The organism is Azospirillum brasilense (assembly GCF_022023855.1).
In the GTDB taxonomy this organism is placed as follows: domain Bacteria; phylum Pseudomonadota; class Alphaproteobacteria; order Azospirillales; family Azospirillaceae; genus Azospirillum; species Azospirillum brasilense_F.
The window spans coordinates 605,156-629,820 of record NZ_CP059450.1 but is presented as its reverse complement, the minus strand read 5'-3'; the positions used below and the strand labels follow the sequence as shown (position 1 = coordinate 629,820).

The following is a 24,665-nucleotide window of genomic DNA, read 5'->3' as shown; positions in this document are numbered from 1 at the left end:
CCCGGCACCGGCAAGCCCGCGCCTCCGGAAGAGCCGCCGCTCCACCGACCGCGCATCCCGGCGGAGCTCAACATCACACGTCGATGTCGTCGACCCGGACGAACTTCGCGTTCTCCTGGATGAATTGGAAGCGCAGCTCCGGACGACGGCCCATCAGCTCCTCCACGCGGGTCTTCGTGGCCTTCACGTCCTCCGCCTGCTCGGGGTCGGCGCTGTTCGGCACGACGACGCGCAGCAGAGTCCGCTTGGCCGGGTCCATGGTCGTCTCGCGGAGCTGCGCCGGCATCATCTCGCCCAGGCCCTTGAACCGGCTGATCTCCACCTTCTTGCCCTTGAAAGTCTTGTTCATGAGCTGGTCCTTGTGCGCGTCGTCGCGCGCGTAGACCGACTTGGCGCCGTGGCTGATGCGGTAGAGCGGCGGCAGGGCCAGATACAGGTGCCCGTTCTGGATCAGCCCGCCCATTTCCCGGTAGAAGAAGGTCATCAGCAGCGAGGCGATGTGCGCGCCGTCCACGTCGGCGTCGGTCATGATGATGACCCGCTCGTAGCGCAGCTTGTCGCTGGAGAAGTCCTTACCCACCCCGCAGCCGAGCGCCTGGGTGAGGTCGTTCAGCTCCTGGTTCGCCTTCATCTTGTCGGAGGAGGCCGAGGCGACGTTCAGAATCTTGCCGCGCAGCGGCAGGATGGCCTGGGTCTCGCGGTTGCGCGCCTGCTTGGCGGAGCCGCCCGCCGAATCGCCCTCGACCAGGAAGATCTCGGTGCCCTCCGGCGAGTTGCGGGAGCAGTCGGCCAGCTTGCCGGGCAGACGCAGGCGCCGGGTCGCGGACTTCCGTCCCAGCTCCTTGGACTGCTTGCGCTTGGCGCGCTCCTCCGCCTTCTCGATCAGCCGTTCCAGAAGGGCCTTGGAGGAGGAGGGGTCGCCCGACAGCCAGTGGTCGAAGTGATCCTTGATCGCCGCCTCGACCAGCCGGTGGGCTTCGGCGGTGACCAGCTTCTCCTTGGTCTGGCCCTGGAAATGCGGCTCGCGGATGAAGACCGACAGCAGGATGCAGGCGTCGCTCATCACGTCGTCCGCGGTGACCTGGGCGGCGCGCTTGTTGTTGGTCAGCTCGCCATAACCCTTCAGGCCGCGGGTCAGCGCGGCGCGCAGGCCGGCCTCGTGCGTGCCGCCCTGCGGGGTGGGCACCGTGTTGCAGTAGGTGTGCGAGAAGCCCTCGTCATCCTCCGGCCAGGCGATGGCCCATTCCACGCGGCCCTGCTGGTTCGGGAAATCCAGCGCGCCCGAGAAGGGCAGGCGGGTCAGCGTCCGGCGTTCCTTCAGGGCGGCGTTCAGGTAGTCGAGCAGGCCGCCGGGGAAGTGCAACGTCTCCTGGGCCGGGGTGGTGCTGTCCGGCGACAGCAGCGACGGGTCGCAGCTCCAGCGGATCTCCACGCCCCGGTACAGGTAGGCCTTGGAGCGCGCCAGCCGGTACAGCCGGTGCGGCTCGAAATGCGCGGCCTCGCCGAAGATCTCGGGGTCGGCGTGGAAACGGATGGTCGTGCCGCGGCGATTGGCCGCGCCCTGGCGGGTCAGCGGTCCCTGGGGCAGGCCGCGGCTGTAGTGCTGCACGTAGAGCTGGCGGTCGCGCGCCACCTCGACCGTCAGCCGGTCGGACAGGGCGTTCACCACCGACAGGCCGACGCCGTGCAGGCCGCCGGAGGTCTGGTAGACCTTGTTGGAGAATTTACCGCCCGAGTGCAGGGTGGTGAGGATGACCTCCAGCGCCGACTTGCCCGGGTACTTGGGGTGGTCGTCGATCGGGATGCCGCGCCCGTTGTCGCGCACCACCACCGTGCCGTCGGCGGTCAGCTCCAGGTCGATGCGGCTGGCGTGGCCGGCCACCGCCTCGTCCATGGCGTTGTCCAGAACCTCGGCCACCAGATGGTGCAACGCCCGGTCGTCGGTGCCGCCGATGTACATGCCGGGGCGCCGGCGGACGGGTTCAAGCCCCTCCAGAACCTCGATATCCTGGGCGGAATAGGTCTCGGCCTTGCGCGCCGTGTTCTCGAAAAGATCGCTCATGGCCCCAGTTATAGGAATTTCGTCAGGGCTGCGCAAGCGCATGCGGTGGCTCCTATATACTCCCCGCACCATATTTTGTGATGCGCTTTTTCGACCCCAGAATGAACGAGGGCGGAGGCACGATGAGCGACGGCACCCCCACCGACCAAGTCCCGGTCCAACCCGACATGGAGGGCGGCCCGGCGCTGCGCACCATCGCCATGCCGGCGGACACCAACCCCAACGGCGACATCTTCGGCGGCTGGCTGCTGTCCCAGATGGATCTTGCCGGCGGCGTCGCCGCCTTGCGCCGGGCGGGCGGGCGCGTGGCGACGGTGGGGATCGAGGCGATGACCTTCCACAAGCCGGTCTATGTCGGCGACGAGGTGAGCTGCTTCGCCCATGTCACCAAGGTGGGCCGAACCTCCATCCGCGTGCGGGTCGAGACCTGGGTGCGCCGCCAGCGCAGCGCCGGGGAGGCGATCAAGGTGACGGAGGGCGTCTTCACCTACGTCGCCATCGGCGAGGACCGCCGCCCGCGCGAGGTTCCGCCGGAGTGAAGCGCAACCCGCCTTCTTTCGAAGGTTGTGCGCTGTGTCACTCTCCTTTGGGGGTGTAAGACGCCTATTACTCGGCGATGCAAAGAGCACGGCGCGGTGAATTCTTTCGGATTGCTTCTTTTCCGTTTGACCGAAGGAATCGCGTATGATTCCATCATACCGCCATGACCATGCTCCAGAACCTCACCGACTCGCTGAAACGCGCCGCGAAAAGCGCCCTTCGCCAGGCCATCGGGCCGGCCATCGGCTCCTGCGTCGTCGCCTATTTCGTCTATTACGCCATCCAGGGGGACCGCGGGCTGCTCGCCATGAACCACCTGAAGGCGGAGATCGCCACGGCGGAATCCGTCCTGGATCAGGTGAAGGCCGAGCGCGAGCGAATGGACCGCCGCGCGCAACTGATGCGCAGCGACCACCTGGACCGCGACATGCTGGACGAGCGTGCGCGCACGATGTTGAACCTTTCAGGCCCCCGCGACGTCATAATCGCACTCCCTCCGGCGCAGGTCGAAGGTGATGCTAGCGCTGAGAAGTAGGTCATATCAGTGAATTAACCGAAAGCCGGTTAACGCCGAATTTCGCGTTTAAAAACAGATATTTGCGTCGCTCGCGCTTGTCGTGTACTGTGCGCCCCGCATCCGCTTCCGGTGCGAGGGGGATGCACCCTCATAAGTGGGATGTACCCTCGCAACGTGCTGCAGCCCTGGCTGTTCGCTTGCCGTCGCTGCATAAACCCTGGGGAGGAAACATGGCCGCGTCACGACGCCGTCCGAAGGCGCAGACTGACTCCGCTTCGAAGCAGGCCGCTTCGACCGAGGACCTGATCAAGTACTATCGCGAGATGCTTCTGATCCGCCGCTTCGAGGAGAAGGCGGGCCAGCTCTACGGCATGGGCCTCATCGGCGGTTTCTGCCACCTCTACATCGGCCAGGAAGCCGTTGTGGTCGGCATCCAGGCCGCGCTGAAGGACAACGACGACGTCATCACCAGCTACCGTGACCATGGCCACATGCTGGCCTGCGGCATGGACCCCAAGGGCGTGATGGCCGAGCTGACCGGTCGCCGTGGAGGCTACTCCAAGGGCAAGGGCGGCTCGATGCACATGTTCAGCCGCGAGAAGAACTTCTACGGCGGCCACGGCATCGTCGGCGCGCAGGTCCCGCTGGGCACCGGTCTCGCCTTCTCGCACAAGTACAACAAGGACGACGGCCTGTCCGCGGTCTATTGCGGCGACGGCGCCATCAACCAGGGTCAGGTTTACGAGAGCTTCAATATGGCGGCTCTGTGGAAGCTGCCGGTGCTCTACGTGATCGAGAACAACAAGTACGCCATGGGCACCTCGCAGGAGCGCGCCTCGGCAGGCGAGCTGCACCAGCGCGGCGCGGCCTACGGCATTCCCGGCCATCAGGTCAACGGCATGGACGTCCTCGAGGTCCGCGAGGCCGCCGACAAGTGGGTCGAGTATATCCGCGCCGGCAACGGCCCGGTCATCCTCGAGATGAAGACCTACCGCTACCGCGGCCACTCGATGTCCGACCCGGCCAAGTACCGGACCAAGGAGGAGGTCGAGAAGATGCGGAGCGAGTCCGATCCGATCGACAACCTGAAGCGCGTCCTGCTGGAAGGCGCTTACGTGACCGAGGACCAGCTCAAAGAGATCGACCGCGAGGTCAAGGCCGTGGTGACCGAGGCTGCCGAATTCGCGCAGCAGAGCCCCGAGCCCGATCCGGCGGAGCTGTGGACGGACGTCCTGGTCGAAGCCTGACGACAACGATAAGCAGGAGCGGCGCCGAGGGCCGGAGGCTTCGCCTCCCGGTGAACCCGCGCCGCCGGAGGTTGAGGAATGCCGATCGAAGTGCTGATGCCGGCGCTGTCGCCCACCATGACCGAGGGCAAGCTGGCGAAATGGGTCAAAAAAGAAGGTGACGAGGTCAAGTCCGGCGACGTGCTCGCCGAGATCGAGACCGACAAGGCGACCATGGAGGTCGAGGCGGTCGATGAAGGCCGTATCGGCAAGATCCTGGTCGCCGAGGGCACCGAGAACGTCGCCGTGAACACCCCCATCGCCGTGATCCTCGGCGAGGGCGAGAGCGTCACCGACGCCGTGTCCGGCTCCCCGACGCCGGCCCCGAAGGTCGCCGCCGAGCCGGTGGTGAAGGACACGGGCGCGCACGCCCCGGCCACCCTGCCGGTCGGTCCGGCCAGCGGCCCGGCCGCCGCGCCGCCGGCGTCGGACGAGGACAAATTCTTCGACAAGACGGTCAAGAAGACCGTCCGCGAAGCGCTGCGCGACGCCATGGCCGAAGAGATGCGCCGTGACCCCACCGTCTTCCTGATGGGTGAGGAGGTCGCGCAGTACCAGGGCGCCTACAAGGTGTCGCAGGGCCTGCTCCAGGAGTTCGGCGCCGACCGCGTCATCGACACGCCGATCACCGAGATCGGCTTCGCCGGCCTGGGCGTCGGCGCGGCCTTCCGCGGCCTGCGCCCGATCGTCGAGTTCATGACCTTCAACTTCGCGATGCAGGCGATCGACCACATCGTGAACTCCGCCGCCAAGACGCTGTACATGTCCGGCGGCCAGATGGGCTGCCCGATCGTGTTCCGCGGCCCGAACGGCGCCGCCGCCCGCGTCGCCGCGCAGCACAGCCAGGATTTCACCCCCTGGTACGCCAGCGTGCCCGGCCTGAAGGTCGTCGCGCCCTACAGCGCGTCGGACTTCAAGGGCCTGATGAAGTCGGCCATCCGCGATCCGAACCCGGTCATCTTCCTCGAGAACGAGATCCTCTACGGCCAATCCTTCGAGGTGCCGGAGAGCGAGGACTTCATCGTTCCGATCGGCCGCGCCAAGATCCGCCGCGCCGGCACGGACGTGACCATCACCGCCCATTCGCTGATGGTCAGCTACGCGCTCGCCGCCGCCGATCTGCTGGAGAAGGACGGGATCAGCGCCGAGGTCATCGACCTGCGCACGATCCGTCCGCTCGACACCGAAACGATCGTCAACTCCGTCAAGAAGACCAACCGCCTCGTCACCGTCGAGGAGGCCTGGCCGACCTGCGGCATCGGCGCCGAGCTGTCGGCCCTGATGATGGAGCAGGCCTTCGACTATCTGGACGCTCCGGTGATCCGCGTGACCGGTCTCGACGTGCCGATGCCCTACGCGGCGAACCTGGAAAAGCTCGTCCTTCCTTCGCCCGACCGCATCGCGGAAGCGGCGAAGAAGGCCTGCTACCGCAAGTAAGGAGGGCGAGCGAATGACCATCCAGATTCTCATGCCCGCCCTCTCTCCGACCATGACCGAGGGCAACCTCGCCAAGTGGCTGAAGAAGGAAGGCGACGCGGTGAAGTCCGGCGACGTGATCGCCGAGATCGAAACCGACAAGGCCACCATGGAAGTGGAGGCGGCCGACGAAGGCCGTCTCGGCAAGATCCTCGTGCAGGCCGGCACGCAGGGCGTCGCGGTGAACACACCGATCGCCGTGCTGCTGGAAGAGGGCGAGGACGACAGCGCGCTCGCCAAGGCCGCCGCTCCGGCTCCTGCCGCTGCTCCGGCCCCGGCGGCTTCCGCTTCGGCGGCAGCTCCGGCTCCGCAGGCCGCGGCCGCTCCGGCTCCCGCCGCCCAGAGCGGTAGCCGCGTGTTCGCCAGCCCGCTGGCCCGCCGTCTGGCCGAGCAGGCCGGTCTCGACCTGAAGGCCGTCACGGGCTCCGGCCCGAACGGCCGCATCGTCAAGGCCGACGTCGAGGCCGCCAAGGCCGGCGGCACCGCCAAGGCCGCCGCTCCGCAGGTTGCCGCCCAGGCTCCCGCCGCGACCCCGGCGGCTGCTCCGGCCGCCGCTCCGGCCCCGAAGGCCGCGGGCATCGACGCCAAGGACCTGTCGGACAAGCTGGGCATGCGCTACAAGGCGCAGCCGAACAGCTCCATGCGCAAGACGATCTCCCGTCGTCTGACCGAGGTGCAGCAGACGGTGCCGGATTACTTCCTGGCCATCGACTGCGAGCTGGACGCGCTGCTGAAGGTCCGCTCGGACCTGAACGCCCGCTCCAAGGACTACAAGCTGTCGGTCAACGACTTCATCATCCGCGCCGCCGCGCTGACGCTGAAGAAGTTCCCGAACATCAACGCCGCTTGGTCGGAGGAGGCCATCCTCCGTTACGACCACGTCGATATCTCGGTCGCCGTGGCCACCCCGACCGGCCTGATCACGCCCATCGTCAAGAAGGCGGAGACCAAGGGGCTAGCCGAGATCTCCAACGAGATGAAGGGTCTGGCGGAGCGCGCCCGCGACGGCAAGCTGAAGCCGGAAGAGTACCAGGGCGGCACCTTCTCGATCTCCAACCTCGGCATGTACGGCATCCGGGAGTTCGCGGCGATCATCAACCCGCCGCAGGCCTGCATCATGGCGGTCGGCGCCGGTGAGCAGCGTCCGGTCGTGAAGAACGGCGCGCTCGCCATCGCCACCGTGATGACCGTCTCAGTCACCGTGGACCACCGCGTCGCCGACGGCGCGCAGGGTGCGGAATTCCTCGCGGCTTTCAAGAAGCTGATTGAGGACCCGCTGAGCATGCTGCTGTAAGGGGGCGCTGACCATGGCTGACATGAACTACGACCTCATCGTCATCGGCGGCGGCCCGGGCGGTTATGTGGCGGCGATCCGCGCCGCCCAGCTCGGCCTCAGCACCGCTGTGGTGGAGCGTGAGAACCTCGGCGGCATCTGCCTCAACTGGGGCTGCATCCCGACCAAGGCGCTCCTGCGCTCGGCCGAGGTGCTGCGCAACGCCAAGCACGCCGCGGATTACGGGCTGGTCATCCATAACCCGTCCTTCGACCTGGACAAGGTCGTTCAGCGGTCCCGCAAGGTGGCGGGGCAGCTCAACGGCGGCGTCAAGCACCTGCTGAAGAAGAACAAGGTCGCCGTCATCGAGGGCGAGGCCAAGCTGCTCGGCAAGGGGCAGGTGGCCGTGACCAAGGGCGGCGCGGCGGTCGGCACCTTCGGGGCGAAGAACATCATCATCGCCACGGGCGCCCGCGCCCGCACCCTGCCGGGTCTGGAGGACGACGGCAACCTCGTCTGGACCTACCGCAAGGCGATGACCCCGAACACGACGCCGAAGTCGCTGCTGGTCATCGGCTCCGGCGCCATCGGCATCGAGTTCGCCAGCTTCTACAACGAGCTGGGCGCCAAGGTGACGGTGGTCGAGGTGATGGACCGCATCCTGCCGGTCGAGGACGAGGAAATCTCGACCTTCGCCCGCAAGCAGTTCGAAAAGCAGGGCATGCGGATCATCACCAACGGCAAGGCCGGCAACCTGCGCAAGGGTGCCGACAGCGTGACGGTGGCGGTGGAAGCCAACGGCAAGACCGAGGACATCACGGTCGATCGCGTGATCCTCGCCGTCGGCATCGCGCCGAACACGGAGAATCTGGGCCTGGAGAACACCAAGGTCCAGACCGACCGCGGCCACATAAAGACCAACGCCAACTGCCAGACCGACGAGCCGGGCGTCTACGCCATCGGCGACGTGACGGGGGCTCCCTGGCTCGCCCACAAGGCCAGCCACGAGGGCGTCATCGCCGTCGAGCACATCGCCGGCAAGCACCCGCACGCGCTGGACGTCCGCAACATCCCGGGCTGCACCTACTCGCACCCGCAGATCGCGTCGGTCGGTCTGACCGAGAAGAAGGCGAAGGAGGCGGGCTACGAGGTCCGCGTCGGCCGCTTCCCCTTCATCGGCAACGGCAAGGCCATCGCTCTGGGCGAGGCGGACGGCATGGTGAAGACCGTGTTCGACGCCAAGACCGGCGAACTGCTGGGTGCCCACATGGTCGGCGCCGAGGTGACGGAGCTGATCCAGGGCTACACGGTCGCTAAGACCATGGAGACCACCGAACAGGAACTGATGCAGACGGTGTTCCCGCATCCGACTCTGTCGGAGATGATGCACGAGTCGGTTCTTGATGCCTACGGCCGGGCCATCCACTTCTAAGTGGCCTGTTTGATCGACTGAGTGGGGTCTGATCGACGGTCGTTTCCTCCCTCGCCCTCCGGGGCGGGGGAGCAACGATTGCGACTCCGTCATCAAATTGGCGGTGTTGTTTCGTCGCGGCCGATAATCAGACTTGACCGGTCGGTCATTCCGGCCTATCCGGCGGGACCGTGTCCGCCGGCCTTGCGCCGTTCCCTTGCGCCGTGGCGGCGCGTTACCGTTCAGCATCGGCGCTGCCGCCGGGCAGCCCGTGGGAGCACTTCAGACCATGACCGTGGCCGATCACCCCGAGAAGCTTCGCCATCCCGAAAAGGCCCACAAGCCCGACAACCCGATCCAGCGCAAACCAGGCTGGATTCGCGTCAAGGCGCCGACCAGCCAGGAATACAACGAGACGCGCAACCTGATGCGCGGGCTCAAGCTCAACACCGTGTGCGAAGAGGCCGCCTGCCCGAACATCGGGGAGTGCTGGAAGCACAAGCACGCGACCTTCATGATCCTCGGCTCCGTCTGCACCCGCGGCTGCGCCTTCTGCAACGTCGGCACCGGGCGCCCCGACCAGCTCGACCCGCACGAGCCGGACAATGTGGGGGAGGCGGTGGCCCAGCTGAAGCTGAGCCACGTCGTCGTCACCTCGGTGGACCGCGACGACCTGGAGGACGGCGGGGCGGAGCATTTCGCCCGGACCATCCGCGCCATCCGCGCAGCGTCGCCCGACACGACCATCGAGATTCTCACCCCCGACTTCCAGAAGAAGAAGGGTGCGGTGGAGGTGGTGGTCGAGGCGAAGCCCGACGTCTTCAACCACAATCTGGAAACCGCGCCGCGCCTCTACCCGACGATCCGTCCGGGTGCGCGCTATTTCACCTCGCTGCAGCTGCTGGCGCGGGTGAAGGAGCTGGACCCGTCGATGTTCACCAAGTCCGGCGTGATGGTCGGTCTGGGCGAGACGCGCGAGGAGGTCGGGCAGGTGATGGACGATCTGCGCGCCGCCGATGTTGACTTCATGACGATCGGCCAGTACCTCCAGCCGACGCCCAAGCACGCGGCGGTGGACCGGTTCGTGACTCCGGAAGAATTCCAGAGCTACGCAACACTTGGCCGCGGCAAGGGTTTCCTGATGGTGGCCTCGACGCCGCTGACCCGCTCCAGCTATCACGCGGGGGCGGACTTCGCGAAGCTGCGGGAGGCTCGCCTCCGCAAGCTCGCGGCAATGGCGGGCTGAAAGGCGGCGGGCTGAGAGGCGGCCGAAAGAGAAACGGAGCGGGTATGCCGACGCACGCGGAAAAGAAGGTTCTTCCCTACACGCCGGAGCAGATGTACCGGCTGGTCGCCGATGTGGAGAAGTACCCGGAATTCCTGCCCTGGTGCCTCGCCGCCCGCATCCGCCGCCGCGAAGGCGACGTGATGTTCGCGGACCTCGTCATCGGCTTCAAGATGGTCCGCGAACGCTTCACCTCGCGCGTGGAGCTGGACGAGGCGAACCGCCGCATCAACGTCCAGTACACCGAGGGGCCGTTCCAGTACCTGAACAACCACTGGATCTTCACCCCGCATGAGGGCGGAGTCTGCGTGGATTTCTACGTGGATTTCGAGTTCCGCTCGAAGATGCTGCAAAAGATCATGGGCGTGCTGTTCAACGAGGCGGTGCGCCGGATGGTGCAGGCCTTCGAGACCCGCGCCAACCAGCTCTACGGTGCCGGTGCCACCCGGCCCGCCGCGGCGCGGACCGCCTGAGGCCAGTCCCCTCTCAGCGAATCGCGGTTTCCGGGCGGGCCGTGCGCAACCGCTCCAGCGCGGTCTGCACGGTCGCGAGGCGCACCGCCTCACGGTCGCCGGGAAAGGTGTATTCCTTGTGCTTGGCGGCGCCGCGCCGGACCGCCGTGGCGATGTAGACGCGCCCGACCGGCTTCTCCGGCGTTCCACCGCCAGGACCGGCGACTCCGGTAACCGCCACCGTCACGTCGGCCTTCGATTTCGCCAGGGCGCCCACTGCCATGGCCACCGCCACCTCCGCGCTGACCGCGCCGTGGGCGTAGATCAGGCTGGGCGGCACGCCGAGCATCTCCGACTTGGCGACGTTGGAGTAGGTGACGAAGCCGCGATCCACCACCTTGGACGACCCCGCGATGTCGGTCAGCGCCCCCGCGATGAGGCCGCCCGTGCAGGACTCGGCGGTCGCCAGGGTGTAGCCGGCCAATTCGTATTCCGCGAGCAGCTTGGCGGCGAGTTCGCGGATGTGATCGGGAAACATGCGGGTCCCTTTCGTCGTCGTGCCAGAACCAGCCCCACACCCGTTTCGGGGGAGGGCTACGCAAAGCTCATGCTATCCCGGCAGACGGACTGTCGCCATCGCCTGCGCCGCGATGCCCTCGCCGCGCCCGGTGAAGCCCAGCCGCTCCGTCGTCGTCGCCTTCACGCTGACCCGGTCCACCGGCATGCCCAGAATTTCGGCAACGCGCGCGGTCATCGCCTCGCGATGCGGGCCGACCTTCGGGCGCTCGCAGATGATCGTCACGTCGACATGGGCGATCCGCCCGCCGCGCGCCGTCACCAGCTCCGCTGCGTGTTTCAGGAACAGCGCGCTGTCGGCGCCGCGCCATTGCGGGTCGCTGGGTGGGAAGTGGCTGCCGATGTCTCCGGCGCAGAGCGCGCCCAGGATGGCGTCGGTCAGCGCGTGCAGCCCGACGTCGGCGTCCGAATGGCCGTCCAGCCGGTGCGTGTGCGGAACCCGCACGCCGCAGAGCGTGACGTGATCGCCCTCGGCGAAGCGGTGCACGTCGAAGCCCGATCCGGTGCGAATGTCGGACAGGGCGGATTCGAGCGCGCGGGTGGCGCGGGTCAGGTCGTCGGGGGTGGTCACCTTGAAATTCTCCTCCCTGGCGGGCACCAGCGCGACCGGCAGCCCGGCGCGTTCGGCGACCGCCGCGTCGTCGGTCAGCTCCAGCCCGGCGGCGTCGCGATGCGCGGCCAGAATCTCGGGAAAGCGGAAGCCCTGCGGGGTCTGGGCGCGCCACAGGCCGCTGCGGTCCACCGTGCCGGCCACCAGCCTCCCGTCCGGACCGCCATTGCCGCGCTTCAGCGTGTCGGCGACTGGCACCGCAGCCAGCGCCGCGGGGTGAGTGTCCAACGCCGCAATCACCGCGTCGATGGTGTCGGCGTCGATCAGCGGGCGGGCCGCGTCGTGGATCAGCACGAGGTCCGGCGCCGAGTCGGCCAACGTCTCCAGCCCGTTCCGCACCGAATCCTGGCGGGACGTCCCGCCGGCCACCGGTTCGGGCAGGTCCAGCCCCGCGACGGCCGTATCGTAGAGATCGCGAAAGGCGGGATTGATGACGACGCGCACCGCGCTCACCTTGGGGTGGCGCCGGAAGGCCTCGACCGTGTGGCGCAGCACGGGCTGTCCGGCGAGATCAAGATACTGCTTAGGCCGCTCGCCGCCGAACCGCTGGCCGGTGCCGGCGGCGACGATCAGCGCGATGCAGGAAGACGCGTTAAAGGAAGACGCGTTAAAGGAAGACGCGTTCAAGGAAGACATGGGGCGTTTCCCCGCCGTTTGGGCTATGGTATCCGCGCTTGACGGGCCGTCCGCGTGACGCTTACGTCATGGCGGCCGGACGCAGCGGAGCCTAGCCGCTCACCGGCGTTCCGCCAAGAGCTTCAGAGACTTGTCCATTAGCGACTTTGGGTCCAACAGCGACTTTGGGTTTCCGCAGAGGGAAGGGCACGGGTCCGCCGCATGTCGCAGAACATCGTCTACAGCCTGACCGCGCTGATGGCTCTGCTGCCGGCGTCCATCTACCCGTACCACCGGATCGCGGGGCAGGGGGCGGACGGGCGCTCCGCCTATTTCTGGGGCGCTCTGGCGCTGGGCTTCGCCGGGCCGGCGGCCTGGGCGCTGACCCAGGTGGCGGGACGCTGGCATACCGGCCTGTCCACCGCGCTGTGGATCACCATCGCCGCCTGTATGCTGCTGTTCATGGCGATGAGCGCGCTGACCCGGTCGGCGTGGCGGTTGTCACCGCTGTTGCTGCCCTATCTGCTGACCGTCGGCGCCTTCGCGACGCTGGCCCAGCAGGCCCCGGCGCCGGTGCTGCGCGGCGGGGCGCCGGGCATCTGGATCGACCTGCACATCGCCGTGTCGGTCATCACCTACGCGCTGCTGACCATGGCCGCCGTTGCCTCGCTCGCCGCCTTTCTGCAAGAGCGGGCGTTGAAGTCGAAACGCCCGACTCCGCTGACCCGCTTCCTGCCCCCGGTAGCGGAAAGCGAGCGGATGCAACTCCATCTTCTCGGCGCGTCGGAGGCGGTTCTGGGCGCCGGTCTCGCCACGGGAATGGCGGTGCTCTATTACGAAACCGGCGCGCTGCTGCGCGCCGACCACAAGACGCTGCTGTCGGTCGCCAGCTTCGTCGTCATCGGCGGGTTGCTGCTGGCCCACGCCCGCACCGGCGTGCGCGGGCGGATGGCGGCGCGTCTCGTGCTGATCGCCTATCTGCTGCTGACCCTCGCCTATCCGGGCGTCAAGTTCGTCACCGATGTCCTGCTCGGATAGCCCCTGCGCATGACTGCCAGCGCGGCGCTCGCGGGATGTGCACTTGCAACATGCCGAAACGCTGTGCTACCGTGCACAAATTCTCATCATATCGCTAATGTGCCCATGATGTGGGCAGGTGAACATGGCCATTCAAATCGGCACCATCTCGCTTGAGGGTCCGGTGATCCTCGCCCCCATGTCCGGCGTCACCGACCTGCCGTTCCGGAGGCTGGTGAAGCAGTCGGGCTGCGGACTGGTCGTGTCCGAGATGGTCGCGAGCCAGGCGATGATCCGCGAGAACCGCCAGACGCTGCGCATGGTCGAGTGCGAGCCGGAGCAGTTCCCCATGGCCGTCCAACTCGCCGGCTGCGAACCCGAGGTGATGGCGGAGGCGGCGAAGCTGAACCAGGACCGCGGGGCGGCCATCATCGACATCAACTTCGGCTGCCCGGTGAAAAAGGTGGTCAACGGCCACGCCGGCTCCTCCCTGATGCGCGACGAGGCGCTCGCCGCCCGCATCCTGGAGGCCACGGCGAAGGCGGTCTCGATCCCGGTGACGCTGAAGATGCGCAAGGGTTGGGACGACAGCAGCCTGAACGCACCCCGTCTCGCCCGCATCGCGGAGGATTGCGGGATCAAGCTGGTCACCGTTCACGGCCGCACCCGCGAGCAGTTCTACAACGGCACCGCCGACTGGTCCTTCATCCGCTCCGTGAAGGAGGCGGTGTCGATCCCGGTGGTGGTCAATGGCGACATCATCTCCTTCGACGCCGTGGACCGCGCGCTCGCCGAGTCCGGCGCCGACGGGGTGATGATCGGGCGTGGCGCCTATGGGCGCCCCTGGTTCCCCGCCCAGGTGATGCATTACATCCGTACCGGCGAACGGCTGCCCGATCCGCCGCTCCACGAGCAGCTCGACACGCTGCTGGAGCATTACGACGCCATGCTGACCCATTACGGAGTCGAAGGCGGGCTGCGCGTCGCCCGCAAGCACATCTCCTGGTACTCAACGGGCCTGCGCGACTCCGCTGAATTCCGCTCGGAAGTCAACCGCATGTCCGATCCCGAACGAGTGCGCGGCTTCATCCGCGACTTCTACGCCCCGGCGATCGAAAGGATGGCTGCCTGATGGCCCGTGCATCTGCCGCTGCTCCATTGCCCCGCCGCCCGGCGCGGCCCCGTGCGCCCTCCGGTTCCTACCGACCCGTCCGCTCCTGCATCGATCCGTCCATCATGCTGAACGCGCTCCCCGACCCGGTTCTGGTCGTCGACGGCTCCGGCGACATCCGCTACGTGAATCTGGAGGCGCAGGAGTTCTTTGGCCTGTCCGCCACCATGATGGAAGGCATGCCGCTGGCGGAGTTGCTGCCGCCCAACAGCCCGGTCAGCCAGTTGATCGAGCAGGTCCAGCAGGGCCGCCACCGCGCCTCGCAGGAGGGCGTGGTCATCGACACGCCGCGCATCGGCCCGCACCACGTCACCGTGCGGGTCACCGCACTGGGCGAGCCCACCGACCATGTGCTGCTGACGGTCAACGAGCGCACGCTGGCCCGCAAGATCGACAATTCCCTGACCCACCGCAACGCCGCCCGCTCGGTCACCGCCATGGCGTCGATGCTCGGGCATGAGGTCAAGAATCCGCTGTCGGGCATCCGCGGGGCGGCGCAGCTCCTGGAGGAGAACTGCAGCGAGTCCGACCGGGTGCTGACCCGGCTGATCTGCGACGAGGCCGACCGCATCGTCGCCCTGGTCAACCGGATGGAGGTCTTCTCCGACCAGCGCCCGTTGGAACGCGATGCGGTGAACATCCACACCGTTCTGGAGCATGTCCGCAAGGTGGCCCAGAGCGGCTTCGCACGGAACATCCGTTTCATCGAGCGCTACGACCCGTCCCTGCCGCCGGTTTATGGCAACCGCGACCAGCTCATCCAGATTTTCCTCAACCTGATTAAAAATGCGGCAGAGGCTGCACCGGAATCGGGCGGCGAGATCATACTCAGCACATCTTATCAGCACGGCGTCCGCATGGCCCTGCCAGGCGGCGACACCCGCCTGCACCTGCCGTTGCTGGTGTCCGTTCAGGATAATGGGGACGGCATACCCGACGATCTGCGCTCCAACCTCTTCGATGCGTTCATTACGACCAAGGTCAATGGGACTGGCCTGGGGCTTGCATTGGTAGCCAAAATCGTCGGCGACCACGGCGGCGTCATCGAATTTGACAGCCAGCCGCGCCGCACCGTCTTCAAGGTCTCGCTACCCATGTTCGATGAAGCGCAGATGAGCGGCGATCCTGCACCGGCCAGAGGCATCCGAGGGGCCATCGGATGAGTGCAGCCACGATCCTGGTTGCGGACGACGACCGCGCCATCCGCACCGTTCTGACCCAGGCACTCGCCCGTCTCGGGCACGAGGTGCGCACCACCGGCAACGCTTCCACGCTCTGGCGCTGGGTGGCGGACGGGCAGGGCGACCTCATCATCACCGACGTGGTGATGCCCGACGAGAACGGGCTGGACCTGATCCCGCGGATCAAGAAGATCCGGCCCGACCTGCGCATCATCGTGATGAGCGCGCAGAACACGCTGATCACGGCGGTGAAGGCGGCGGAGCGCGGAGCCTTCGAGTATCTGCCCAAGCCCTTCGACCTGAAGGAGTTGGTCTCGGTCGTCGAGCGGGCGCTGAACTCCAACACGCCGCCGGCGGCGCTGCCCGCAGACGCCGGCGAGGCGGACGAGCAGCTTCCCCTGATCGGCCGCTCGCCGGCCATGCAGGAGATCTACCGCGTCCTTGCCCGTTTGATGGGCACCGACCTGACGGTGACCATCACCGGCGAGTCGGGCACCGGCAAGGAACTGGTGGCCCGCGCGCTGCACGATTACGGCAAGCGGCGCAACGGCCCCTTCGTCGCGATCAACATGGCGGCCATCCCGCGCGAACTGATCGAGTCCGAGCTGTTCGGTCACGAGAAGGGCGCCTTCACCGGAGCCACCAACCGGTCGACCGGCCGCTTCGAGCAGGCGCAGGGCGGCACCCTGTTTCTCGATGAGATCGGCGACATGCCGCTGGAGGCGCAGACCCGCCTGCTGCGCGTGCTGCAGGAAGGCGAGTACACCACCGTCGGCGGACGTACACCAATCAAGACGGACGTACGCATCGTCGCCGCGACCCACCGCGACCTGCGCACCCTGATCCGCCAGGGCCTGTTCCGCGAGGACCTGTTCTACCGTCTGTGCGTCGTTCCCATCCGCCTGCCGCCGCTGCGCGAGCGTACGGAGGACGTGCCGCTCCTGGTTCGCCACTTCCTGAACCAATGCTCGGCCCAAGGGCTGCCGGTGAAGAGCATCGACCAGCCCGCCATGGACCGGTTGAAGCGATACCGTTGGCCGGGCAACGTTCGCGAGCTGGAGAACCTTGTCCGCCGCCTCGCCGCGCTCTATTCGCAGGAGGTCATCGGGCTCGATGTGGTGGAGGCGGAGCTTGCCGACACCACACCCGCCGCGCAACCGGTGGAGGAGCCGCAAGGCGAGGGCCTGTCCGCCGCCGTGGAGCGCCACCTCAAGGATTATTTCGCCGCGCACAAGGACGGGATGCCGTCAAACGGCCTCTATGACCGGGTGCTGCGCGAGGTCGAACGTCCCCTGATCTCGCTCAGCCTCTCGGCGACGCGGGGCAACCAGATCAAGGCGGCGCAACTGCTCGGCCTCAATCGCAACACGCTGCGCAAGAAGATCCGCGATCTCGACATCCAGGTGGTGCGCGGGTTGAAGTGATCCGGCGCCCGGTGGATCGGCCGGGCGTCACCGCAATCCCACAGCGTGGTGTTTTTGCGACAGGCTTCCGGCACCTCTGCCGTTCGCAATGCTCCTTAGGGACTGTGCGAAAGGCAGAGGGGTTGCCGCTTGGCAGGACGGCAACAGCTCGTGTATCATTCTGGCAACAGACTGCTTGCCGGAATTCATGTCGTCCACACCCCCTGAAACCGCCACGCCGCTTTGGCAACAGTTCCTTCGCTGGGCAACCCGGGTCGGGTTGGCGAAGCGGCTTGCCTTCGCGCTGTCCCTGGCGGCCCTGGTGGCGGGCTTCGCAACCTACACGGCGCTGACGGAGAGCGCGCCCTTCGGGGAAACCAACCCGCGCACCGTCACGTGGCTGCTGACCCTCGATCTGGCGCTTCTGCTGCTGCTCGGCGTGCTGATCGCACGGCGCATTGTCTATCTGTGGATCGGGCGGCGGCGCGGCCTCGCCGGGTCGCAGATGCATGTGCGTCTGGTCGCGGTGTTCAGCCTTCTCGCCGTCGCGCCAGCCATCATCATGGCCATCTTCTCCACGGTCTTCTTCTATGTCGGCGTGCAGTCCTGGTTCAGCGAGCGGGTGCGCACGGCGGTGAACGAATCGCTGGCGGTCGCCAGCGCCTATCTCCACGAGCACCAGCAGAACATCCGCGCCGATGCGCTTGCCATGGCGAACGACCTGAACCAGGAGGCGGCGCGCCTCGCCAGCGATCCCGAGCGGTTCGAGCAGGTGGTCGCCACCCAGGCGATGCTGCGCGCCCTGTCGGAGGCCATCGTCTTCAACGGCACGACCGGCGCCATCGTCGCGCGCTCCGGCTACACCTTCGCGCTGGAGTTCGACCCGATCCCCGACGACAAGCTCGCCACCGCCCGCCGCGGCGAGGTGGCGATGATCGTCAGCGAGAACGATGACCGCGTGCGCGCGCTGGTCCGGCTCGACCGCTTCGCCGACACCTATCTCTATGTCGGCCGCATGGTCGAGCCGCGCGTGCTCTCGCACATGGCCTCGGCGGAAGGGGCGGTGCGGGAGTTTGGGGCGCTGGAAAGCCAGCGCGGCAGCCTTCAGATCACCTTCACCTTGATCTTCCTGGTCGTGGCCATGCTGCTTCTGCTGGCGGCGGTCTGGGCGGGGCTGATCTTCGCGACGCGGCTGGCGCGGCCGATCAGCGCCCTGATCGGTGCCGCGGAGCGGGTGCGCGCCGGCGACCTGACCGTCCGGGTGACCGAGCCGCCCGCCGAGGACGAGCTTGGCCTGCTGTCGCGCGCCTTCAACCGCATGACGACGGAGATCGAAAGCCAGCGGCACGAACTTCTCTCCGCCAACCGCCTGATCGACGAGCGCCGCCGCTTCACCGAGACCGTGCTGGGCGGCGTGTCGGCGGGCGTGATCGGGTTGGATGCGGAGGGTCGCATCACCCTTCCCAACTTCTCTGCCGCGCGCCTTCTCGGCGTCGAGGACGCGGAAAGCCTGATCGGGATGAAGCTGGCCGAGCTGTCACCGGAGATGGGGGAGCTTCTGGATCACGCGCCGGGCCGTCCCGGGCGGGTGGTGCAGGATCAGATCCAGATCCGCCGGCCCGGCACGACGCCGCTGACGCTGCTCGTCCGCATCTCCACCGAAGGGCGGGGCAGCGGGGAGATCCGCGGCTATGTCGTGACGTTCGACGACATCACCGAACTGGTCTCCGCCCAGCGCAAGGCGGCCTGGGCCGACGTCGCCCGCCGCATCGCCCACGAGATCAAGAATCCGCTGACGCCGATCCAGCTCTCCGCCGAGCGGCTGCGCCGCAAGTACCTGAAGGAGATCACCACCGACACCGAGGTCTTCACCATGTGCACGGACACCATCGTCCGTCAGGTGGACGACATCCGGCGGATGGTGGACGAGTTCTCGGCCTTCGCGCGCATGCCGCAGCCGGTGATGAAACCCTGCAACCTCAACGACCTCGTCCGGCAGGCGGTGTTCCTGCAATCCAGCGCGCACGCCGGAAGGATCAAGTTCGAGATGGAGCTTCCGCAAGGGCCGCTGACCGTGCCCTGCGACAGCCGCCAGATCAGCCAGGCGCTGACCAACCTGCTGCAGAACGCGGCGGACGCCATCGAAGGGCGCCCACCGCCGGCCGAAGGCGCGGAGCTGCCGCCCGGCCATGTCGCCATCCGGGTCGAGGCCGATGCCGAGCGCATCGCCATGATCATCGAGGACAACGGCAAGGGCCTGCCGACCGAGGAGCGCGACCGTCTGACCGAGCCCTACGTGACGACGCGCGCGAAAGGCACGGGACTGGGGCTGGCAATCGTCAAGAAGATCATGGAGGACCACGGCGGCGTGCTGACCCTGGAGGACCGCGAAGGCGGCGGGGCGCGCGTCGGGCTGGTCATCCCCAACACGTCCACCAGCTCCGGCACGGCCGCGGGCGATGCCCCCGGCGGCGTTGGCACGCCGGCGGAGACCGGTGAAGAGAAGAGGCACGCAGCCCATGGCGCATGACATTCTGATCGTCGACGACGAAGCGGACATCCGGATGCTGATCGCCGGCATCCTGAACGACGAAGGCATGAAGACGCGTGAGGCCGCCGACGCCGATCAGGCGTTCGCCCAGGTCTCCGCCCGCCGGCCGAGCCTCGTGGTGTTGGACATCTGGCTCCAGGGCAGTCGGCTGGACGGGCTTCAAATCCTCGAACAGCTGATGCGCGACCACCGGAACCTGCCGGTCATCATGATCTCCGGCCATGGCAACATCGAGACCGCCGTCTCGGCGATCAAGATCGGCGCCTACGACTTCATCGAGAAGCCCTTCAAGGCCGACCGGCTGCTGCTGATGGTGGACCGCGCCATCGAAGCGGCCCGGCTGAAGCGCGAGAACGAGGAGCTGAAGCTGCGCGCCGGCGGCGAGGTGGAGCTGATCGGCCGGTCCACCGCCGTCAACCACGTCCGCCAGAGCATCGAGAAGGTGTCGCCCACCGGCAGCCGCGTTCTCGTCACCGGCCCCGCCGGCTCCGGCAAGGAGGTGGTGGCCCGGTTGATCCACGCGCGGTCGCGCCGGGCCGGCGGCCCCTTCGTCGGGCTGAACTGCGCCACCATGCGCCCCGACCGGCTGGAAATGGAGCTGTTCGGCACGGAAGCCGGCGTGGACGGCGGCGGGCGCAAGATCGGCACCTTCGAGCAGGCGCACGGCGGCACGCTGCTGCTCGACGAGGTCGCCGACATGCCGCTGGAAACCCAGGGCAAGATCGTCCGCGCCCTGCAGGAGCAGGTGTTCGAGCGGGTCGGCGGCGGCCAGCGCGTCGAGGTGGATGTGCGCGTCGTCGCGACCTCCAACCGCGACCTCCAAGCCGAGATCGACCAGGGCCGCTTCCGCCAGGACCTGTTCTATCGTCTCGCCGTCGTGCCAATCCGCGTGCCCTCGCTGGCCGAGCGGCGCGAGGACATTCCGCTGCTGGCCCGCCACTTCATGCAACGCTCCGCCGAGGCCGCCGGTCTGCCGGCCCGCGACTTCGGCGAGGACGCCATGGCCGCGCTGCAGGCCTACGACTGGCCGGGCAACGTGCGCCAACTGCGCAACGTGGTGGATTGGCTGCTCATCATGGCGCAGGGCGACCCCAAGGAGCCGATCCGCGCCGACCAGCTACCGCCGGAAATCGGCGCCATCACCCCCACCGTCCTGAAATGGGACAAGGGTGGCGAGATCATGGGCCTGCCGCTCCGCGAGGCGCGCGAGGTGTTTGAGCGCGAGTATCTGTTGGCCCAGGTGACGCGCTTCGGCGGCAACATCTCCCGCACCGCGTCCTTCGTGGGGATGGAGCGTTCCGCCTTGCACCGGAAGCTGAAATCGCTCGGCGTGCACGGCAGCGAGAAGGGCAAGCTGTTCGTCGAGTAGGCTTGTCCAGCATCGTCAAGCACGAGGCGCCGTCTTTTCTCCTGAAGCAGGTTTTCCGAGCATGTCCCGAACGCGGGCGGCTTGGGAACCTGCTTTTATTTTGTCTGAGGGCGGTGCTTGCCGACTTGTGTCGTTGGTGTGCGTCTTCTGGAATTGTGTTGCGGTAATTCTATTATTTTAATTGATCTTAATTGACTATTTCCTTTTTTCAATTAATCATTAAATACAATTGTATTTATATATTTTGTGAAATTACGAGTAACATATTTTGTGTTGATCGAAGTGCATTGCCTAAATATTCATTGGCTTGTGAGCGCGCTTAACAACAAACAGCATTTTCTTTTTATGAGGAGGAATCACAATATGGCGACCACTGCTGTCCTGACGGTCAATTATACCGACAACCAACTTGTTGCTTATTTGAACGGCGCTCAAGTTTACAACCGCATTGGTGGTGGCGAATCGATCAATGAACAGGTCGTGCTGACCGGCAACCTGCAGGCCGGCGTGAATCAGCTTCTGCTGATCGGTGTGAATTTCAACGGGCCAGCCCATTTCCAGGGATCGGTCAACATCGATGGCCGCTCGCAGGACTTCAACTTCGACACCCGCAAGGACGGTGCTCCGGAAGGAGTCGTCACGCAGTTCTATTACACGATCGACAACAGCTGACGCCAGGGCTGGGAAAACGGGTCTCCGTTTCGCGATGATTGCCCGAGGGAAGGGTGATGGGGCAGAGAGCATCCGTCACCCCTCTTCCTGTCCACGCTCGCATGTCGGCCCGTATTTCCCTTCGCAAACATAGAGTTGGTGCGCTCTGCCGCAAAATGATAAGGTCCCTATCCTAATTGCCTGGAAAATGGGCGGGGAAGGGTGCAAAGGCCGTGAAGGTCATCGTTTGCGGAGCCGGGCAGGTCGGCTCGAACATCGCGCGCTATCTGGCGTCCGAGGGCAACAACGTCACGGTGATCGACCATTCGCCGGAACTCATCCAGCGAATCAGCGACACGCTCGACGTGCAGGCCATGGTCGGCCACGCTTCGCACCCCGACGTTCTGGAGGCGGCGGGGGCGGGCGAGACCGACATGATCATCGCGGTCACCCAGATCGACGAGATCAACATGGTGGCCTGCGAGGTCGCCCACGCGCTGTTCAAGGTGCCGACCAAGATCGCCCGCGTCCGCAACCAGAGCTATCTGAAGCCGATCTGGGCGGACCTGTTCAGCCGCGACCACATGCCGATCGACGTCATCATCTCCCCGGAGATCGCGGTGGCGCGCGCCATCGCCCGCCGGCTCCAAGTGCCGGGCGCCTTCGACATGATTCCGCTGGCGGACGGCAAGGTCCGCGTCGTCGGCGTGCTCTGCACCGAAACCTGCCCGGTGCTGCACACGCCGCTGCGCCAGTTGACCGGCCTGTTCCCCGACCTGGGTCTGGAGGTGGTGGCGATCATCCGCAACGACCGCTCCTTCATCCCCGGCGGCGACGACCAGATGCTGCCGGGCGACGAGGTCTATTTCGCCTGCGACAACCGCCACCTGAACCGCGCCATGGCCGCCTTCGGCCACGAGGAGGTGGAGGCCCGCCGCATTATCATCCTGGGCGGAGGCAACATCGGGCTGTGCTTGGCGGAGGAACTGGAGGCGAAGTACCCCCAGGTCACCGCGCGCATCATCGAGATGAACCGCAGCCGCGCCCAGTTCGTGGCGCAGCGCCTGTCGCGCACCATGGTGCTGCACGGCGACGGGCTGGACCCGGAGATCCTGGAGGAGGCCAACGTCCGCGCTACCGAGACGGTGGTCGCCGTGACCAACGACGACGAGGGCAACATCCTCTCCTCGCTGCTCGCCAAGCGGCACGGGGCGAAGCGCGCCATCACGCTGATCAACAAGGCGTCCTACACCTCTCTGGTGTCGCCGCTGGGGATCGACGCGGTGGTCAGCCCGCGCGCCATCACCGTGTCGAACATCCTCCAGTACGTCCGTCGCGGCCGCATCCGCGCGGTGCACAGCCTGCGCGACGGCTTTGCCGAGGTCATCGAGGCGGAGGCGCTGGAAACCTCCGCGGTGGTCAACACCCCGCTGCGTGAGGTGAAGCTGCCCTCCGGGGTCATCGTCGGCGCCATTGTGCGCGGCGACGAGGTCATCATCCCGCGCCCGGCCACGGTGATCCGTCCGAAGGACCGTGTCATCATCCTGGCTACCGCTGGTCAGGTGAAAAAGGTGGAGAAGATGTTCGCCGTCCGGCTTGAATTCTTCTGATCGCCTCCCGTATCGTTTTTGGCACCAACAAAAAGAACCTCCATGGCTCGATGGGCATACGTCAACGGCCGTTACCTGCCGCACCGGCAGGCGGCGGTTCATGTGGAAGATCGCGGTTTCCAGTTCGCCGACGGCGTCTATGAGGTGGTGACTCTCCTCGATGGGCGCTTCGCGGACCTGGACGGCCATATGGAGCGTCTGGGCCGCAGCCTGTCGGAGCTGCGCATGGACTGGCCGGCGGCGCCACGCGTCGTGACGATGATCGCCCGCGAGCTGGTGCGGAGGAACGGCGTCCGCAACGGGGCGCTGTACATCCAGGTCACCCGCGGCGTCGCCCCGCGGGACTTCAAGTTCCCGGCAAGCATCCCCGCGACTCTGGTGATGACCGTCAAGCGGGTCACCGCCTTCGCCAAGCCGGAGCAGCTCGAGAAGGGTGTGGCCGTGGTCACGGTGCCCGACATCCGCTGGGGCCGGTGCGACATCAAGACGGTCGGTCTCCTCGCCCCGGTGCTTGCCAAGCAGCAGGCCACCGAATCGGGCGCCTACGAGGCGTGGCTGATCGATCCGGACGGCACAGTGACGGAGGGGGCCTCCTCCAACGCCTGGATCGTCACGCAGGACGGCGTGCTGGTGACCCGCGCCCCGTCGCGGAAGATCCTCAACGGCATCACCCGCCAATCGCTTCTGCGGCTGGCCGGCGAGCGCGGCATCCCGGTGGAGGAGCGCAGCTTCACGGTGGAGGAGGCGCTCGCCGCCCGCGAGGCCTTCGTGTCCTCCGCCGGTACCTTCGCGCTGCCGGTGACCCGCATCGACGGCAAGCCGGTAGGCGAGGGCAGGCCGGGGCCGGTCACGCGGACGCTGCGTCAGGCCTATCTCGATTACGTGGCCGCCGGGGTGCCGTCATGAGCGACGCCGCCGCCGTCATCGACCGCCTGCCCGTGCTGCCGCGCGCCGTCCTCTACGACTGGGACAACACGCTGGTCGACAATTGGGGCACGGTGCGCGCCGCGCTGAACCACGCGCTGGTCACCTTCGGTCATCCGGCCTGGACCGAGGATGAGGCGAGGGAGCGCATCAAGCAGTCGCTGCGCGACAGCTTCCCCCGCATCTTCGGGGAGCGCTGGACCGACGCGCGCGACCTTTTCTACGCCTATTTCGAGGCGCATCACCTGGAGCATCTCCGGCCCCTGCCGGGTGCGGAATCCCTGCTGCGCGGCTTCGCCGAGCGCGGAATCTATCAGGCGGTGGTCTCGAACAAGACCGGCCGCTTCCTGCGGGCGGAAGCCGACGCCCTGGGCTGGACCGGCTATTTCGGCCGTCTGGTCGGCGCCCAGGACGCCGAATTCGACAAGCCGCACGGCGCACCGGTGATGATGGCGCTGGAACCGGCGAACATTCCGCCGGGTCCGGACGTCTGGTTCGTAGGAGACGCCGACATCGACATGGAATGTGCCCATGGCGCGGGAATGGTCCCGGTGCTAATAGGGGCGGGGGAGGGCAGCGGCTTCACCCGCTTCCCTCCGGCCCACCGGTACGACACCTGCCATGCATTGTGCGGCTTGGTGGGCAACGGTGGTGACACCATATCGGATGACCAGTAGTCGAGACG

Annotated in this window: 21 protein-coding genes; 18 read left to right on the top strand and 3 right to left on the bottom strand. The window is 66.8% G+C overall.

Features of this window, described 5'->3' with window-relative positions; all coding sequences use genetic code 11:
• Positions 1 to 73: 73 nt before the first annotated feature.
• Positions 74 to 2,062, bottom strand: coding sequence for a DNA topoisomerase IV subunit B (parE, locus tag H1Q64_RS16260; protein ID WP_237906185.1), 1,989 nt, complete (start codon positions 2,060 to 2,062; stop codon positions 74 to 76).
• Positions 2,063 to 2,184: 122 nt separating this feature from the next.
• Between parE and H1Q64_RS16255 the strand changes: the two genes are divergently transcribed.
• The 8 genes from H1Q64_RS16255 to H1Q64_RS16220 all read left to right on the top strand — a co-directional run bounded on the left by H1Q64_RS16255 (position 2,185) and on the right by H1Q64_RS16220 (position 10,323).
• On the top strand, positions 2,185 to 2,601 hold the full coding sequence (locus H1Q64_RS16255) for an acyl-CoA thioesterase (RefSeq protein WP_237906184.1): 417 nt from the start codon (positions 2,185 to 2,187) through the stop codon (positions 2,599 to 2,601).
• A gap of 164 nt (positions 2,602 to 2,765) precedes the next feature.
• Positions 2,766 to 3,137 carry an FtsB family cell division protein gene (locus H1Q64_RS16250; RefSeq protein ID WP_237906183.1) on the top strand — a complete coding sequence of 124 codons (372 nt, stop codon included), beginning with the start codon at positions 2,766 to 2,768 and terminating at the stop codon, positions 3,135 to 3,137.
• Between the two features lie 212 nt (positions 3,138 to 3,349).
• Positions 3,350 to 4,366, top strand: a complete 1,017-nt coding sequence (gene pdhA, locus H1Q64_RS16245; RefSeq protein WP_014198781.1) for a pyruvate dehydrogenase (acetyl-transferring) E1 component subunit alpha — start codon at positions 3,350 to 3,352, stop codon at positions 4,364 to 4,366.
• A gap of 78 nt (positions 4,367 to 4,444) precedes the next feature.
• Entirely contained in the window at positions 4,445 to 5,842 is a 1,398-nt protein-coding gene (locus tag H1Q64_RS16240; protein ID WP_114860155.1) for a pyruvate dehydrogenase complex E1 component subunit beta, read from the top strand.
• A 13-nt stretch (positions 5,843 to 5,855) separates the two neighbouring features.
• A complete protein-coding gene (locus H1Q64_RS16235; protein ID WP_237906182.1) occupies positions 5,856 to 7,175 on the top strand; it encodes a pyruvate dehydrogenase complex dihydrolipoamide acetyltransferase in 1,320 nt (439 codons plus the stop codon).
• 13 nt (positions 7,176 to 7,188) lie between these two features.
• On the top strand, positions 7,189 to 8,586 hold the full coding sequence (gene lpdA / locus H1Q64_RS16230) for a dihydrolipoyl dehydrogenase (protein WP_237906181.1): 1,398 nt from the start codon (positions 7,189 to 7,191) through the stop codon (positions 8,584 to 8,586).
• Between the two features lie 268 nt (positions 8,587 to 8,854).
• Positions 8,855 to 9,811, top strand: coding sequence for a lipoyl synthase (lipA, locus tag H1Q64_RS16225; RefSeq protein WP_237906180.1), 957 nt, complete (start codon positions 8,855 to 8,857; stop codon positions 9,809 to 9,811).
• A gap of 44 nt (positions 9,812 to 9,855) precedes the next feature.
• Positions 9,856 to 10,323 (top strand): type II toxin-antitoxin system RatA family toxin, encoded by a 468-nt coding sequence (locus tag H1Q64_RS16220; RefSeq protein WP_109069447.1) that lies wholly within the window; start codon positions 9,856 to 9,858, stop codon positions 10,321 to 10,323.
• Between the two features lie 13 nt (positions 10,324 to 10,336).
• Here the strand turns inward: H1Q64_RS16220 and H1Q64_RS16215 are convergent, their stop codons facing one another.
• Positions 10,337 to 10,840 (bottom strand): CinA family protein, encoded by a 504-nt coding sequence (locus tag H1Q64_RS16215; protein WP_237906179.1) that lies wholly within the window; start codon positions 10,838 to 10,840, stop codon positions 10,337 to 10,339.
• A 72-nt stretch (positions 10,841 to 10,912) separates the two neighbouring features.
• Positions 10,913 to 12,124, bottom strand: a complete 1,212-nt coding sequence (locus H1Q64_RS16210; protein WP_237906178.1) for a bifunctional 2-C-methyl-D-erythritol 4-phosphate cytidylyltransferase/2-C-methyl-D-erythritol 2,4-cyclodiphosphate synthase — start codon at positions 12,122 to 12,124, stop codon at positions 10,913 to 10,915.
• A gap of 201 nt (positions 12,125 to 12,325) precedes the next feature.
• Here H1Q64_RS16210 and H1Q64_RS16205 point away from each other — a divergent pair, with 201 nt between their 5' ends.
• From H1Q64_RS16205 to H1Q64_RS16160, 10 genes are all read left to right on the top strand, one after another.
• Positions 12,326 to 13,141, top strand: a complete 816-nt coding sequence (locus tag H1Q64_RS16205) for a cytochrome C assembly family protein (protein ID WP_237906177.1) — start codon at positions 12,326 to 12,328, stop codon at positions 13,139 to 13,141.
• A 124-nt stretch (positions 13,142 to 13,265) separates the two neighbouring features.
• Complete coding sequence (gene dusB / locus H1Q64_RS16200) at positions 13,266 to 14,252, top strand: tRNA dihydrouridine synthase DusB (RefSeq protein WP_237906176.1); 987 nt, start codon at positions 13,266 to 13,268, stop codon at positions 14,250 to 14,252.
• Positions 14,252 to 15,454 (top strand): two-component system sensor histidine kinase NtrB, encoded by a 1,203-nt coding sequence (locus tag H1Q64_RS16195; RefSeq protein WP_237906175.1) that lies wholly within the window; start codon positions 14,252 to 14,254, stop codon positions 15,452 to 15,454. Before dusB ends, H1Q64_RS16195 begins: the two co-directional genes overlap by 1 nt.
• A complete protein-coding gene (ntrC, locus tag H1Q64_RS16190) occupies positions 15,451 to 16,896 on the top strand; it encodes a nitrogen regulation protein NR(I) (RefSeq protein WP_014197046.1) in 1,446 nt (481 codons plus the stop codon). The genes H1Q64_RS16195 and ntrC overlap by 4 nt, the downstream gene beginning before the upstream one ends.
• A 187-nt stretch (positions 16,897 to 17,083) precedes the next feature.
• Complete coding sequence (locus H1Q64_RS16185; protein WP_419468844.1) at positions 17,084 to 19,405, top strand: ATP-binding protein; 2,322 nt, start codon at positions 17,084 to 17,086, stop codon at positions 19,403 to 19,405.
• Positions 19,395 to 20,795: a sigma-54-dependent transcriptional regulator gene (locus tag H1Q64_RS16180; protein WP_237906173.1), complete on the top strand. Its 1,401-nt coding sequence runs from the start codon at positions 19,395 to 19,397 to the stop codon at positions 20,793 to 20,795. The genes H1Q64_RS16185 and H1Q64_RS16180 overlap by 11 nt, the downstream gene beginning before the upstream one ends.
• A gap of 363 nt (positions 20,796 to 21,158) precedes the next feature.
• Positions 21,159 to 21,467, top strand: coding sequence for a hypothetical protein (locus H1Q64_RS16175; RefSeq protein ID WP_145672014.1), 309 nt, complete (start codon positions 21,159 to 21,161; stop codon positions 21,465 to 21,467).
• Between the two features lie 212 nt (positions 21,468 to 21,679).
• Entirely contained in the window at positions 21,680 to 23,056 is a 1,377-nt protein-coding gene (gene trkA / locus H1Q64_RS16170; protein ID WP_237906172.1) for a Trk system potassium transporter TrkA, read from the top strand.
• Between the two features lie 42 nt (positions 23,057 to 23,098).
• Positions 23,099 to 23,962, top strand: a complete 864-nt coding sequence (locus H1Q64_RS16165; protein WP_237906171.1) for a D-amino-acid transaminase — start codon at positions 23,099 to 23,101, stop codon at positions 23,960 to 23,962.
• On the top strand, positions 23,959 to 24,657 hold the full coding sequence (locus tag H1Q64_RS16160; protein ID WP_237906170.1) for an HAD family hydrolase: 699 nt from the start codon (positions 23,959 to 23,961) through the stop codon (positions 24,655 to 24,657). Before H1Q64_RS16165 ends, H1Q64_RS16160 begins: the two co-directional genes overlap by 4 nt.
• Positions 24,658 to 24,665 lie beyond the last annotated feature (8 nt).